The sequence below is a fragment of the Amycolatopsis sp. NPDC051758 genome, assembly GCF_044453095.1.
GTDB lineage: Bacteria > Actinomycetota > Actinomycetes > Mycobacteriales > Pseudonocardiaceae > Amycolatopsis.
Map to the genome: position 1 here is coordinate 22,049 of NZ_JBITCJ010000024.1, position 14,698 is coordinate 36,746.

Consider the following 14,698-nt stretch of genomic DNA (forward strand, 5'->3'; position numbering starts at 1 on the left):
GGACATTGTGGACACGACGACCTGGAACCAACTGAACATCGCCTACTCCGGCAACGACGCCATTGAGCGGGAACGACGCGCAGTCGAGCACCTGGCAGGGATCCTCCCCTCTGCTGAAGCCGGCGGGCTCATCACCTCCTGGTGGTTCATCCGGAAAGGCCCATGGCGGGTGCGCTACCTTCTTGCCGGCCAGCCCAGCAGCTCAGACGGTGACCCGATCCACGCGGGCCTCACCGCAGGTATGGCCTGGACCCGCGATATCTACGAGCCGGAAACTCGCGCGTTCGGTGGCCCGGCCAGCATGGTCCTGGCCCACGCTCTGTTCCACCACGACAGCAGCCATCTGCTGTCCTTCTTCCGCTCAGGCGCCCCCGACCGCAGGGAACGCTCCCTCATCCTGTGCACCGCGCTCATGCGAGCTGCCGGACTCGACATCAACGAGCGAGGCGACGTGTGGGCTCAAGTCGCCGAACACCGCGCCAGCGTGCCTGTCGCACCCGTTAACGCGGACGTGTGGAACTCGTTCACCGACGACATCAGCCACATCCTCCGTGGCCGAGCCGGACCCGACGTGCTCGATCGCACATGGCTCGCCGCGTTCGAAGACGCGGGACGGGCGTTACGGACACTGCGCGAGGAAGGCGCACTCACCCGAGGACTGCGTGCTATCACCGCTCTTCACGTCATCTTCCATTGGAACCGGATAGGACTGCCCGCGGCAACGCAAGCCGCTCTCGCCCGAGCGGCGAAAGACGCCATCTTCGGCCGTCCCATCGACGAGATCCGCCCGGAACGTGCAGCCTTCGCCAGCCCCAACGACAAGACTCGCTAGCTGCGGCCGGCCCGGCGGCTCGGTTCCCACGCCGTTGTCAGGGCGACGACACGCAATGAGGTCACCGTAACCAGCCCTGGGGTTCAGGCTGTCGCCCATGCCAGCCGTCGCGGTTGCGCGGCCGCGTCGACTCGCACGATCTGGCAGACCGGCCGCCATCACCTGATCACCGACACCGCGGAGAAGCCCACTACAAGCCGATGCCGTGGCGCAGGCACCTAATCAGCGGAGGCTCTCGACAATCTCCGTGGCAAGGCTCGCGGTCCCGGCAGCGACGAACCGCTGTCGGCGGTTCATGGCCTCAGCGATCTCGGCAATCGAGCCGAAGTGGTAATCGAGCGGTACATGCTTCCCGTCGAGGTCGAGCACGGTGCCACCGGACGCCTCGAGGATGTAGTGCCCAGGGGCGAGGTCCCAGACGGCGAACCCCTTGGCGAACTCGGCGGTAGCTTCCGTCATGCCCGCCGCGACATGGCAGAGGCTGACGGAGCCGAAGTCCACCCCAATCCGTCCTCTGCTCCTGCCGTCGTTGCCTGGCGTGTCGAGCGCTTCGAGAAACTTCGACTTGCGGGCGAGCGGGAGGAACCGTTCGCCCGGGCGCATCAGAAAGTTGGTAACCAGTGACTCGGAAAGTCGCCTGCTGGTCTGCTGTCGCAGTTCGTACGCCTGAGAGTCGGCAGTGACGATGAAGGCGCGGTCGATGCCGTGCTCGTCACGCGCTCCGACGTAGAGTTGGAGATGATGGAAGATGTCGCCGACCACTGCGATGACCGGCCGAGCGGCGGTGCGGGAGTAAACCATGACATGCGTGTAGCCAAGCAGCCCGCGTACGGCAAGTTCACTGGTATCCAGCGGGTCGACCAGAACGCAGAGGTCCGGGTCGGGGTCAGCGCCGACGATCTCTGGTTCTGCCTCTTCAGAGGCGTAGACAAATGCCCCGAGAACCGGGGCGAGCAGCTCGCGGTAGCGACGATGCATCCACAGGTCGTGCTCCGAAAGGAAGTTGTCTTCGTGTCGCGGGTTTTCGCTTTCGCCGTGTCGGCCAGTTAGTGCCGCCTCGACTAGTCTGGGACGCAACTCCAGCATCACGCCGCGTACCATCTCGGCGATCCTGCTGGCGAGATCCGGAATTCCGCTAACCTTCTCCACCACTGTTCTTCCCATCTGCTCAGCGAAGTTCCAAAGGCGGCTCGATGCCCGGCGGACTCATCGTCGCGGCGATGAACACCGCCTCAAATCTAGCGGCCTGCATGATGGTTGCGCCGGTGAGATCATCGAAGCTCTGGACCTCCAACGAATTACCCTTGGTCATGGCGCCGAAGACCGCGAAGTACAACTCTGCTCCCGGGTATCGCTCGCGAAGTTCCCGCGCCACAAGCCCGACGACGTCAGCATGCTTGACTTCGAAGTCGCAGATGACGATCACCGGAGCCTCCACCGATTCAGGGTAGTGGGACTCGGCCGCAAAGGTGATCTCGTTCCGAACGCGGTTACACCTGAGATACCCGATGGAGCAGCGGTTGAACTGGGCGGACGCCAGGAAGGTCGCCATAACCAAACCCGCCTCATTGATTCCGATGCAGATGTCCGCGTCGAGCCGTCGTCCGAGACTCTTGATCTGCCGCATCAACCGCTGGACGCCGAACCCGAACGTGTTCCAAGTCAGGTCGAGCAGCTGGCCTGGATTGGGGTTGGGCAGCGAGAACACACAGATGGCCGGATTTCCATGATCGATCGTTGGCACGACTAGGTTGAAGTCTTTCCCCACAGCATTATCGGTCGCACGAGAGCCATCGACCACGGCGCTTCGAAGGTGAACTGAGTCGCTGGCAGCAACGGCGGGCGCGTAGTCACCTGCGGCCTTCAGTGCCAACTGATCTTCCGGGGCTAGCTTCTCGTACGCCTCCTGAACAAGGTCGCCCGCAAAAATGGACTCGCAAGCCGTGCCGTGCGGTCCGAGTCCGTAGGCTTTTGCCAGGATGAGTAAGCTTGCAAATGATGGCGGAGAGCCGACACCAGAAGCTCCACGGGTTCGCGCCCAACTTTCCCAGGCGTTGATCGTGGTTCCACCCAGCGTCGTCTGATTGCCGGCCACCTCGTTGTAGCGGATGGCTGCTTGATCTTGTGAGAGCCCAGCAGAGTACCGGAACGCCTGGATGCTGGGCAGATCCCGATGACGGTTCATCAACTCGCGGGCTGCGGCCTTGACAGAGCCACACGAGGAAAACAGTTCCCTGCCTTGTTTCGCAAGTTCGCGCCCGCGCGCTTGAGGAGATCCATTTTGGCTTTTCGCCACGTTCACGCACCCCTGTCACCCCGTTTGCGGCTCGCCACGGACGGACCGCCGGCGTCCACACTACTGCTACCCATTGCGATGGGCAACTTGCCTGAGCAGCTCCAAAACACCTGGTCAACGCAGCACAGGGATCCGACGGAAACCGGCCCGTCACGTAGGTGCGCGAGAGCCGGTGCCAATGGGACCGTTAAGCAGATTGATCAACGATCGGCGAGCATGTAAGGGCCACAGCGCATGACCAACTGGACCGGCAAGCTAGCGCGCGTCGGCGACCTTGTCGGCGTAGGACGCGGCGACCGCGTCATCTGTCGTAGTGCATCGGCCGTCACAGTTCCACCCCGGACGGTGCGCGGTGTGCCGCGTTCCCTGGCCGTGCGACAAGGTGCGGCAGGCGGCCCGGATGCCGGACGGCTCCTGAGGAAGACTTCAGTTGCCGGGGTGGTCGGCAACATGCAACCGCTCCGCCGCGCAGCGACCTGCGCTTCACGGCAGCGGCAATCATGATCCGCATTCTGGAGCGTCGTCGCGAGCGCCGACGACTCGCCGTCATACGGGCACGAAACGCCCTCGTCTCGCTGCCGACCGTCAGCTGGGGCCACCACGACTCCGAAGACCACGCCCACGCCCTGCTCCAAGGCATCGCCGAGACCGTCGACCGAGCACTGCGACGAATCGGGAACTCCGACGACGCTCTCGCTTTGAAGTACGCACACGCCCGGCTCACCGCGTTCCTGCGGGGCTGGGACGACGCTGAGCTGCTCGCGCCCATCGACCTCCCGGAGATGTACCAGAGCCTCGTCACCGCCCTGCACACGCTCGCCCTACGGCTGGCAGCAGCGGAGAACGGGCGCCGGCACGCGCTCCCGGTGAACCCGTCCTCGATTGTGACGCCACCGTCCAGCCCGGCCCGGACAGGCGACTCGCACACCTCCCTCCTGTCCGGTCCGCGCGCATCGACCGCCAGCGGATATCGATTCCGCGGCGGTCGAGGCGCTCCAGTTTTCCCGATAACGAACCAATCAGGTGATCATGGACAACCCGTCAGTCACGCCAGGTAGCGACGATTGCGCAGTGCCGGCAGCTTCCGCGGTCGAATCCGCTGAGGCCGCTTCACCGACCACGGATTGGGCCCCCGGTCTCGTCGCCGCCAGGCTACGGCGCGGCGTCCAACTGGCGGGTGGACGCATCGTCGGTGAAACCGATCGCGTCGTCCATCTACTCCCGGTACCTGCCACGGAAACGATGCCTGAACGCCTCCCGTCGCTCTGCGGGCTCGAGATCGAGCCAGGCCAAGCCGACCGGGTCTCTGTCGGGACGGGAATGCCGTGTGTGCCTTGCGTCAATGCCGTCCCCCGGCCAGAAGACACCGGGGTTTCCGAAGCGACGGACCCGAGATGATCGGCCTCGGCGTGAAGACAAGCCCGTCGAGGTCGGCTGACGTCGCGGGCACCGACGCCGTCCGGTCAGACCGAGCCCGGCGAGGAACGCGACGGACGGCCGTCGCCGCGGTCGAGGGGCGCCGATGACGGCCAGCGATGACGACCGCCACGTCGGCGACCGAGGTGCGCCAGCTCCGTCTGTGTCGGTACCGGCGGAGCTGGACTCTTTCGTCGGCCGCAGCGGCCTGCTCGACCGTGCCAGGGTCATGCTGTCCAGTGCCGACACCCGGCTGGTGACGTTGACGGGCTTCGGCGGGTTCGGCAAGACCAGGCTCGGGCTGCACATTGCCAACGAACTGACGTCATCCGGCAGCTACCGCGATGGCGTCGTCGTGGCCAGCCTCGCCGAGCTTCGCGAAGCCGATGATCGGCTGTATGGCGCCATCACGGACGCGCTCGCGATCCAGGACAGCGGTCCGGAGCCAGGACTGGACAGGCTCTGCGACTACCTTCGGGACCGACAGACGCTGCTGATGCTGGACAACTGCGAACATCTGGTCGGCGACACTCCCGGCACCGGGCCGGTACCAGCGCTGCTGAACACGCTGTTGCGCAGGGCCCCCAGGCTTCAGGTGATGGCGACCAGCCGGGAACGGCTCGGCGTGCGAGGCGAGCGCCTTGTGCCGGTTCCGCCGTTGTGCGTCGGCGACGAGGCCAACTGCGACTGCGACGCCGTCGACGACGGTGTGCACGCGGCTCTGCAGTTGCTGATCGACCGGGCAGCGGAGCTGAGTGTCACGATCGGTGAACGCGACCATCCCGCCGCAGCGCAGCTATGTCGCCGGCTCGACGGCATCCCGCTCGGCATCGAGCTGGCCGCGGCAACGCTGCCGGGCAACGCCATGACTGTCCGCGCGCTCAACGAGCACCCTGACCTGCTGTCGCTGCTGAACCGTGGGACATCAGGTCAACACAGCCACCGCTCGCTGGAGGCGATGGTGAGCTGGTCTTACATTCGGCTGCTCGAGCCCGAGCAGAAGCTGTGGGCGCTGACGAGCGTCTTCGAAGGCGCATTCGACCTCGACGCCGTCCAAGCGATCTCACACCACGTCGGCCTCGACAAGGTCGACGTGCAATCGCTGCTCATCACGTTGGTCAGCAAGAACATCGTCAAAGGCGTGCAACGTCGGGGACGCCCGCGCTACCGCATGCTCGAGACCATCCGCCAGTACGGCCGTCTCATATCGGAACCGGATCGTGCACACCAACTGCGTCAGGCCCACACCTCCTACTTCGAGGCGCTGGCCACGCGCGCCAGCCGCGAATGGCTCAGCCCGGCGCAGATCAAGTGGATGATCCGGCTGAACCAGTTCCGGCCGGATCTGATCGCAAGCCAGTTGAGGCTTTTGGCCACCCCGCAGACCGCAGCGCGCGGGCTGGAGCTCGCGATCCAAGTGAGCCGGACCTGCGCGTTCATCTTTGGGGGCCGGCTCAACGAAAACGTCCGCATGCTCACCGCGGGGCTGACCCACCACCGCGGCGATCTGAGCGTGAACCAGGTGGCGGCGCTGTCGCTTGCGGCATGGATCGCGCTGATCCAGGGCAACCATGCGCGCGCCGAGCCGTTGCTGAGCCAAGCTGAGGTGGCCGCCGCCGCGCTCGAACTCGACGGCGCCTTCGGCCCGCTCGACACAGCACGCGGCACGTGGTTGTGGCTGGTCGAGCAGGACTCAGGACGAGCGCAAGAGTCGCTGAGGTTGTTCCGGAGGGCAGCGCGAGCTTTTGAGGCCGCGGGCGCGATGGCAGATGAGTGGCTGGCTCGCCTGTTCCTGACGATGTCGGCGGCCTCGTTGCGCTGCCTGGACGTCGCCCGGACCGAAAGTGTGGCCCTGCTGGCGGACGCCGAGGCGGCGCAAGCGCCGTGGTGCATCTCCTGGGCCCTGTGGTCGCGGGCTTTGGTCGAACTGCTCGACGGCACCCCCCAGCAGGCTGCCGCGTCCGCACAAGAGGCGTTGCGCATCCAACGAGAAATCGGCGACGCATGGGGGCCGGCCTGGAGCCTGTGGCTGATCGCCCTGATCGCCGCGCAGGTGCGCGAATACGCGACGGCCGCGCAGGTGCTGGGCGGCGCATGGGCACAACAGCAATCGGCCCAGGCCAGCGTGCTCGGGCTGGCACCGTTCCTTCGCCTGCAACGGCAGGCCGAAACCGCGGGACAACACGCACTCGGCAGTGACACGTGGAAGAGGCATCTCTCCGCGGGCCAGAACCTGTCCACGAAGGAAATGCACGCCCTGGCGCTCGCGCCGCTCACAGCACGCGAGCCACACAGGCCTCTCGGCAGGGTCACTCCCCGCGAACTCGAAGTCGCCGAATTGGTCGCCCGGCAGTGGACCAACGAGGCGATCGGGGCCCAGCTGTCGCTGTCGCCCCGGACCGTGAGCACGCACGTCTCGAAGCTCAACCGCAAGCTGGGCACGACGAGCCGCACCGGAATCGCCGTCTGGTACCGCACAACCATTGCCGCCGGGACCGAAGATGACCAGCTGTGAAAACGCACGTCGGGCGGCGACATGTCGCTAGCCCAGATTCGCGATCAACTCGACGTAGCTGTTGGGGATCATCGCGGGTTGCCGCCGCCGGAGGCCCGTCGCGTCGGCCAGACGGGCGTTCGGGAACCGTCGGGTCAGCGCACCGACGACGGTCTCGGCTTCCATGGTGCCCAACTGGGCGCCCAGGCAGTAGTGGATGCCGTGGCCGAACGCGAGATTGGACTCGTTCCGGTGGATGTCCAACTCGTCAGCACGATCGTATCGGCGCTCGTCGCGGTTGGCACTCAGCAAGGAGATGAGCACGATTTCGCCCGGGGGGATCGTCGTCTCGCCGATGGTGACGGGGGTTGTGGTGAACCGATGTGTCGTGGTGGCCACGGCGGCATCGAACCGCGAGATCTCCTTCACCGCGCCGGGCAGCAGCTCCGGGTGCTGCCCCAGTTCACGCCACAGCTGCGGGTCGTCCATCAGCCAGCGGATGCCGTTGCCGATCAGCGCGGTCGTCGTCTCGTGGCCGGCGACGAACAACAGGAACAGGGTGCCCACCAGCTCCTCCTGGCTCAGGTGGTCCTCGTTCTCGGCTTCCTGCACCAGCGCTGAGAGGAGGTCATCGCCCGGATTGGCGCGTGCGGTCTCGATCAGGTCGAGCAGGTAGTCCTGCATGCTCTGGGAGGCAACATCGGCCCGGTCAGGCAGATCCTCCATCAATGCATACGTCCACGCACGCAGCATCCCGCGTTTGTGTTCCGGCACGCCGATCAGCTCGCAGATCACGTACAGCGGCAACGGGAACGCCACCTCGGTGATCAGGTCGACTGCCCTCTCCCGGGAAAGGTCGTCGAGCAGCTCGGCGGTCATCTGCTCAACCCGCGGCTTCAGGGCTTCCACCCTTGCTCGGGTGAAGTGCTTAACGAGCAGGTCTTTCAGCCGGGTGTGCCGAGGGGGATCCGAGAAGATCATGTGCGGGGAGAACATGCTGCTGAGTTTGGCTTCCTCGCCGACCGCCTCGAGATGCTTGTGCAGGATCGCGGTCAGCCCGTCGACGTCCTTCGACAACCCGGGATCGGTCAAAGCCTCCCGCGCCTCCTTGTAACGCGCAACGATCCAGACGGGTATCCCCTGCTCGCCCCGCGGGATCATCGCACGATGAACTGCGCCTTGCTCCCGCAGGGCAGCCGCTACTTCGTGCGCGTTATCCCAGTAGTAAGGGCTGAAAAAGGCGTGGGTCTTCATCGAGGGAGCCTTTCTTCTACGTGAGGTCTGCGCTCGCGCCGGCTGCGTCTGTAACGCGTGAGCGCACCGCCGGCGTCCCAGTCGCAGATCCTCGGCGGATTCACGGCCGGCGAGACGCCCGCTTTTGATGCTCGCACGTCGGCACGTGCCCACCGAGAATCAGCGATCTCCGCCCTGCACGCAATGAGGAAAACCACGTAGCCGCGGCGACCCAGACCCGCGTACTTGAATCCTCGACGCCACGTAGCCTTCGCCAGGCAACCACGCGGCGCCAGCCAGAGAAGCCGAAGCCGCTACACCAGCCGCACCGTCGCTCACCTGGGGAAACCTTCAGCCGACCAGTCCGGCGTCACCAACCAAGAGAGAACGCAGCTACGTAGTGGCCGGGCATCCGGCTACGCCGTGTCCGAACGTCACGATACGTAGAACCACGTAGCCTATTCGTGAGAGCGGTGAATATCGACGCAGAAATGCGTTCGACATGTTGACAAGCTCACATCCTGCCCTATTGTCGTCTAGGTCGATTCGCCCCGAAGGACACACGCAGAGGTTGCTGGGTTCAATTTCAGGGCAGAACTTCTCCGGCTCAGGATCCGTACACCACCTGGGCCGGAACACTGTGAGACCGGGCCGTAGGCGGTACCGACCGCTGCCCTGCGACGCCTGTTTGCCGGGCAGATGCGTGATCCGCGCTGCCGTGCCTACCGAACCGTGCTCCGTCGTTGTCCCGCGTCGCGTTCTACCCGTGACCCGGGCGACCTCGGATCGATTTTCTCGACGAAGGACGTCATGACACCCGCCACCGACCCCGCCCAGTCCGCGAAGGCAGCCGCCACGGCGCCTTCCTCGCGGTCGCGGCGGGAGGTCAGCCCGGTCTGGCGCGCCCGGCGCGGCGCCGACCGGTGGCGGGCCGTCGCGTCGTCCGGTGTTGACGCGCGGTTCGCGTGGCGGCGGCGCGGTTCCGCGCTCACGCGATCGGTGGATGCGGCCACCGTCTCCTGGCGCGCCATCCACAGTGTCCGGTTCGCAGAGCCGGACTGGAGGTGGGGTGGAATCCCCCGTCCTCAACAGCCCGCGAGCCACCGCCGCGCGGCTGTGCCACCCCACCTCCCCTTCGCGTGCAGCTCGGCGGCGAACGAGTCGTGCCGAGCCGCCGCAACGAGGAATTCCGTCGCGCGGACCGCGACGACGCCGTCACGCCCACCGCAGGTTCCCCAACCAGGACAGTCGGGACTAGATCACCCATGACTCACCACCCTCCCACACGACTTCGGACGGTCGGCCTCAATGCCTTGGCCACCGCGGGCGATGCGCTGGCCAAGGCCGCACGGCGGGCCAACGCCAACTGGGATCGGCACCACGGAACCGACGAGAGCCGTGAGGAACTGCTGCGTGAACTCGAGCAGCTGGCCGACAACCGCGAAGTGGCGCTGAAGACGATCGTCGGCCAGCTCGACGCTGTGAACCGCGGCGCAGAGCCGCCGCTCTTGCCCGAGACGACCGGCGACGACGTCGTGGACGCTGCACTGGCGGCTGTGAGGGTGCTCGTCGATGAGATGCGGGACCGTGAGGCGGGCCTCGTCAGCGCCTTCGTGTCACTGGCGCAGCGATGGCAGACCACCGCCCACAAGATGGAGCACCTCGCCCACCGGGTCCTGCAACGCTATCCCGACGACCCGGACGCGCTGCGGGACTACTACGACATCAGCCACGGCGCCGCCACGCACGCACGGGCATCGCAAACACTGACCGTGCTGGCCGGCAAATACCCGGGCCGGCAGTGGCCGGAGCCGCAGCCATTGGCCAAGGTGGTCCAGCACGCCTGCGCCCGAATCGTCGACTACCCCCGGGTTCAGGTGACGGGCAATCCGGACGTCGCGGTGATCAACACCCTGGCCGAGCAGTTGATCCACTTGCTCGCCGAGCTGCTGGACAACGCCACACGGTATTCACCGCCCAAGGCGCCGGTCATCGTCACCTTCGACGAAGTGGACACCGGATGGGCGATCACGGTCCACGACGACGGGCACCACCTGGACGCTGAGCGACTGTCGTGGGCCCAAGAGCGCGTGTCCGGCCGCGATCCCGTGGGCCTGCACGAACTGGGTGAACCACCTCAGACTGGGCTCGCCGTCGTGGGAACCTTTGCGCGCCGGCACAAATTCCTCGTGCGTCTCGACAGCACCGCGAACGGCGGCGTCCGCGCGGTGACGACGGTGCCCCACCACATGCTCGTGCCGGTCGCCGCCGGTCTCGACGCCCCGGTGACACCAGCGCCGCGACAGCCGACCCCCACCGAACCGCCCGCGTCGGATACCTCGGGTAAGCACCGAGGCGGCTTGGAGGCCCGACTCGCTCCCCCCGCACTCGAAGGCGGGCATACCCCCGGCGGGTTGCCGATCCGAGTCCCCCAGCGGCAGGCACCGCCCACGCGACCGAGCACACCTGCCTCACCGCCCGCGCCAGCACCGGACCCGACCGCCGAAGGGCAGTTCATGGCCGAGTTCGTGCACCAGGGCACTCTCCCCGATCCCAGCCCCCACACGGCGAACGAGGCACCTGCCACGACTGACAGTGAGGATGCACGATGACGCCCGCGAAGGATCCGTGGATGCTGGAGCAGCTGAGCCAGCTCCCCGGCGTCCGCTACTGCCTGGTGATCACCAGCGACGGTCTCGTCGAGACCCACACCGACGAGATCGACAGGGACAGAGCTGACCCGGTCGCTGCGGCCTGCTCGGCTCTGCTTGCCGGCGCGAGCGCTGTGGAAGAGGTCGCCGGATTCGAGGGCTCGTTCCAGCAGAACTTCTCTCAGTGGTCCGATGGCTTCCTGTTCGTCCGGCGCGCCGGCGACCACACGTGCTTGGCCGTGGCAACCGACGCCGACATCAACGCCGGCCTGATCGCCCACGCCATGGCCGAGCGGATCAAACAAATCGGCGAATCCACGTTGAGCACCCCCGCCCGCGCCTGATGTCCCGCTCCGACGACGGGTATTGGCCGGGCCCGGTACCGGCCTACGTGCTCACCGGCGGCCGCACCCAGCCGAAAGCCACCCTGCTGCCGGAGACCCTTCTGTCCACGTTGCTCCACCGGTCCGTGCCCGATCGGACGACCTCGCAGAAACGGGAGCTGCTCGGGCTGTGCCGGGGGCAACTGAGCCTGGTCGAGACCGCCACCCACCTCGGGCTGCCCGTGAGCGTGGTGCGGGTCCTGGCTTCAGATCTGATCGACGAAGGCTTGCTCGGCATCCGGGATGCCGGACCCAAACGCGAACTGATGGAGAAGGTCCTTGCCGGACTCCGCAAGCTGTGACAGAGACAGCATCAGCTACGTGCCCGACACCGTGGGCGGGGCGGCGAAGTTGCTGGTGGTCGGCGCCTTCGGCGTGGGCAAGACAACCCTGATCGGCTCGGTCAGCGAGATCCGGCCGCTGCGCACCGAGGAGCCGATGACGGTCGCCAGCGTCGGGGTCGACTCCCTCGAGGGCATCGAGAACAAGACGACCACGACGGTCGCGTTGGACTTCGGCCGGGTCACTCTCGGCGACACCGTGCTGTACCTGTTCGGTAGCCCCGGCCAGCAGCGGTTCTGGTCCCTGTGGGACGGCCTAGCCCAGGGGGCCATCGGGGCTCTGGTCCTGGTCGACCTGCGCCGCCTCGACGACAGCTTCGCCGTCCTGGACCAGCTCGACACCACCCTCCTGCCCTACGTCGTCGCCATCAACGTCTTCCCCGACACCCAGCTCTACGCCGACGACGAGGTGCGCCAGGCGCTCGCCCTGCCCGAGGCAGTGGTGCTGCACTGCGACGCCCGCCACCGCCGCTCCTCGGTCGACGCCCTGATCACCCTGGTCAGCCATGCCCTGACCTGTCTCGACGCCGCGGAGGCCCGAATCTGATGTCCACGCCCGCGATCGGCTGCCGTCTGGCTGAGCTGACCGATCTGACCCCGCTCTCGGCCACGACCACGTGCCCCGATCCCGAAGCCGCCTATGCGCGGCTGCGCGAGGAGTTTGGGCAGGTCGCACCGGTCGCCTTGGTGCCCGGCATCCCGGCGTGGCTGGTGATGGGGTACCGCGAGATCCGGTCCGTGGTTCGCGACGAGCTGCACTTCTCCCGCGACTCCAGCAACTGGGGCCAGTTACGCGACGGCCGCATCAGCCCGGACTCGGGGCTCCTGCCGATCATGGCCCCGCGAGAGAACGCGTATTTCTCCGACGGCGCCAAACACCGTCGGCTGCGGGCTCCTTTGGTCGCCGCCTTGGCCGGGGTCAGCGAGCAGCACATGGCCCGCCTCATCCGCGCGACCTGTGACCGGCTGATCGACCGGCTACCCGCCGAGGGGCCGATCGACCTGGTCGCGTCCTACGCCGCGCAGGTGCCCATGCTCACCGTCGCCCTTCTTTTCGGCATCACCCCGGACCTCGGCGAGCGGCTGCAAGCCTGCGTAATCGCGCTGTTCGGCTCCGGCGGGGACGCCCAGGCCCTGTTCGGCGAGATGGCAACCATCCTCACCCGCGTCATCAGCGCGCACCGCGCGGCCCCGGCGGCCGACCTCACCACCGCCTTCCTCGACCACCCCAACCATCGCGACGACGCCGAGGTTCTGGCCTCGATGTTGCTGACGTTGGGAGCGGGGTGGGAAACCACTCAGGTGTGGATCGCGCAGACGCTGCGGATCATGCTCACCGATCCGCGCTTCGACGCCCAAGTCCGCGGCGGGCACCTCGGCATCGACGACGCTCTGGATCACGTGTTGTGGACGGACCCGCCGATGGCCAACCAGCCCACCCGATGGGCCACCAGCGACACCGTCCTCGGCGGCCAGCACATCGCCCGCGGCGACGCGCTGATCCTCGGACTAGCCGCCGCCAACAGCGACCCCTGGGCCGGCGCCCAGGACCGCATCGACACCGGCAACCGCGCCCACCTGGCCTTCGGCATCGGACTGCACGCCTGCCCCGCCCAGCGGGCCAGCCGCCTCATCGCCCGCACCGCCGTCGAAACCATCCTGCACCGCCTGCCCGACGCCCGCCTGGACATGCCCGCCGCCGAGGTACCGCTGCATCCCTCGCCCTGGACCCGCGGCCCCGCTCACCTGCTCGTCACCGCGACCCGCACCCGCAGCTAGCAACGTCCGATTTCCATCCTGTACTTCACCGAGGCGCGACTGCACCGATGACACACACCCACACCGCACGCCCCGTTCCAGCCCCACTACGCGCGGACGACACGCCGTGGTGGTGGGACCCCTGCGGAGTCAATCAAGGCCGGATCAACCTCGCCTACCTCTACGACGCCTTCCGTGAAGCCCAAAACAGCGAAAGTCGCTTCAAGCCGTGTGTTAAATACGCCCACGAGAACGAGCGCACCGCCGCCCACGAGCTCAACGAAAGGGTGCCGGGCGCGGGGTTCGTGTTCCGGTCCGAGCGTGCATTCCTCGACCGCGCGGCCACCTACCTCGCCGACCACCAACGCGTCAGCAGCATCGTGGTCGCCGGCGCGGGCCTGCCGCACATCGCCGGTGACGACGATCTGCACTCACAGATCCGTCGCAGCGAGACGATCGCCCGCAATCGCCTGCAGCGCACGACGTCCGCAACGGTGATCTATGTCGAGCGCGACCCGCTGACCCTGGCGCAGCTGCGCACCATCGCCGATGCCGACGACGGCGTCCACGTTGTCGACGCCGACCCGTGGGACCCGGCAACAATGTGGGACACCCTCTACAACACCGGCAGCGAAAACCCGGGCCTGATCTGTCCCGACCTCGACCGCGTGGCGTTGCTGCTGGGCGGCGGGGTGATGTCGTTCTACGGCGGCAACCGCGCCGACGCCGCCCAGGTGGTGCAGGACCATCTCGCGCGTCTTCCGGCCGGCGGATTCCTGGCCATGACACACCTGTTCCAGCCCGAGAATCCTGACCTCGCCGCGCAGGCACGTGACTTCGAGGCGGCGCTGCAAGAACACGGTCCTGGGACCGGCAGCCTTGCCACAAACGCCGAGCTCCACGCGATGATCGACGGAACCAGTGTGCTGCCACCCGGGATCGTCCCCGCGTTCACCTGGTACCCCGACGGGCCGTCCGCGGGCTCGCCGGTGTGCGGGCACTTCACCGCCGCCGTCCTCACCCAGAAACCAGGAGCGGACGAGGACCTTCCGGAGCCGCCCTGGCTGGAATCCACTGACTCCCTGATCGCCCGTATCCCGACCTCGCGGGCCAACCAGGGATCCGGAACCGGTGCCGTCACGAAACTCGGGTTACCTGCGTGACGACACCGGCCCGGAATCGACCGGCCACCGGGGGGTGGCCAGTCATTTCTCGCGCACCCACATGGTCATGAAGCGACCGCTGTGATGTGCGGGATCCCGTGGATGCCTGGCCGCGCACAACCATCCTCGTG

Annotated in this window: 12 protein-coding genes; 9 read left to right on the forward strand and 3 right to left on the reverse strand. The window is 66.9% G+C overall.

Features of this window, described 5'->3' with window-relative positions:
* Positions 1 to 7: 7 nt before the first annotated feature.
* Positions 8 to 832: a thiopeptide-type bacteriocin biosynthesis protein gene (locus ACIA5G_RS51950; RefSeq protein WP_395937650.1), complete on the forward strand. Its 825-nt coding sequence runs from the start codon at positions 8 to 10 to the stop codon at positions 830 to 832.
* A gap of 222 nt (positions 833 to 1,054) precedes the next feature.
* Here the strand turns inward: ACIA5G_RS51950 and ACIA5G_RS51955 are convergent, their stop codons facing one another.
* Positions 1,055 to 1,996 (reverse strand): inositol monophosphatase family protein, encoded by a 942-nt coding sequence (locus ACIA5G_RS51955; protein ID WP_395937652.1) that lies wholly within the window; start codon positions 1,994 to 1,996, stop codon positions 1,055 to 1,057.
* Between the two features lie 4 nt (positions 1,997 to 2,000).
* Positions 2,001 to 3,134 carry a hypothetical protein gene (locus ACIA5G_RS51960; protein WP_395937654.1) on the reverse strand — a complete coding sequence of 378 codons (1,134 nt, stop codon included), beginning with the start codon at positions 3,132 to 3,134 and terminating at the stop codon, positions 2,001 to 2,003.
* Between the two features lie 494 nt (positions 3,135 to 3,628).
* Between ACIA5G_RS51960 and ACIA5G_RS51965 the strand changes: the two genes are divergently transcribed.
* Both ACIA5G_RS51965 and ACIA5G_RS51970 read left to right on the forward strand, forming a co-directional pair.
* Entirely contained in the window at positions 3,629 to 4,186 is a 558-nt protein-coding gene (locus tag ACIA5G_RS51965) for a hypothetical protein (protein ID WP_395937656.1), read from the forward strand.
* A gap of 464 nt (positions 4,187 to 4,650) precedes the next feature.
* Entirely contained in the window at positions 4,651 to 7,059 is a 2,409-nt protein-coding gene (locus ACIA5G_RS51970) for a LuxR C-terminal-related transcriptional regulator (protein ID WP_395937658.1), read from the forward strand.
* Between the two features lie 27 nt (positions 7,060 to 7,086).
* Here ACIA5G_RS51970 and ACIA5G_RS51975 read toward each other — a convergent pair whose 3' ends face one another.
* The gene (locus tag ACIA5G_RS51975) at positions 7,087 to 8,292 is read right to left on the reverse strand and encodes a cytochrome P450 (RefSeq protein ID WP_395937660.1); all 1,206 of its coding nucleotides are present in this window, start codon (positions 8,290 to 8,292) and stop codon (positions 7,087 to 7,089) included.
* A gap of 1,292 nt (positions 8,293 to 9,584) precedes the next feature.
* Between ACIA5G_RS51975 and ACIA5G_RS51980 the strand changes: the two genes are divergently transcribed.
* Genes ACIA5G_RS51980 through ACIA5G_RS52005 form a run of 6 tightly spaced genes read left to right on the forward strand, consistent with a single transcriptional unit; the run spans position 9,585 to position 14,567 of the window.
* Positions 9,585 to 10,883, forward strand: coding sequence for a sensor histidine kinase (locus ACIA5G_RS51980; RefSeq protein ID WP_395937662.1), 1,299 nt, complete (start codon positions 9,585 to 9,587; stop codon positions 10,881 to 10,883).
* Positions 10,880 to 11,266, forward strand: coding sequence for a roadblock/LC7 domain-containing protein (locus ACIA5G_RS51985; protein WP_395937664.1), 387 nt, complete (start codon positions 10,880 to 10,882; stop codon positions 11,264 to 11,266). The genes ACIA5G_RS51980 and ACIA5G_RS51985 overlap by 4 nt, the downstream gene beginning before the upstream one ends.
* Positions 11,266 to 11,607 (forward strand): DUF742 domain-containing protein, encoded by a 342-nt coding sequence (locus ACIA5G_RS51990; RefSeq protein ID WP_395937666.1) that lies wholly within the window; start codon positions 11,266 to 11,268, stop codon positions 11,605 to 11,607. Before ACIA5G_RS51985 ends, ACIA5G_RS51990 begins: the two co-directional genes overlap by 1 nt.
* A 19-nt stretch (positions 11,608 to 11,626) precedes the next feature.
* Complete coding sequence (locus tag ACIA5G_RS51995) at positions 11,627 to 12,193, forward strand: GTP-binding protein (RefSeq protein WP_395937668.1); 567 nt, start codon at positions 11,627 to 11,629, stop codon at positions 12,191 to 12,193.
* Positions 12,193 to 13,425, forward strand: coding sequence for a cytochrome P450 (locus ACIA5G_RS52000; protein ID WP_395937670.1), 1,233 nt, complete (start codon positions 12,193 to 12,195; stop codon positions 13,423 to 13,425). The genes ACIA5G_RS51995 and ACIA5G_RS52000 overlap by 1 nt, the downstream gene beginning before the upstream one ends.
* 47 nt (positions 13,426 to 13,472) lie before the next feature.
* Positions 13,473 to 14,567 (forward strand): SAM-dependent methyltransferase, encoded by a 1,095-nt coding sequence (locus tag ACIA5G_RS52005; RefSeq protein WP_395937672.1) that lies wholly within the window; start codon positions 13,473 to 13,475, stop codon positions 14,565 to 14,567.
* Positions 14,568 to 14,698 lie beyond the last annotated feature (131 nt).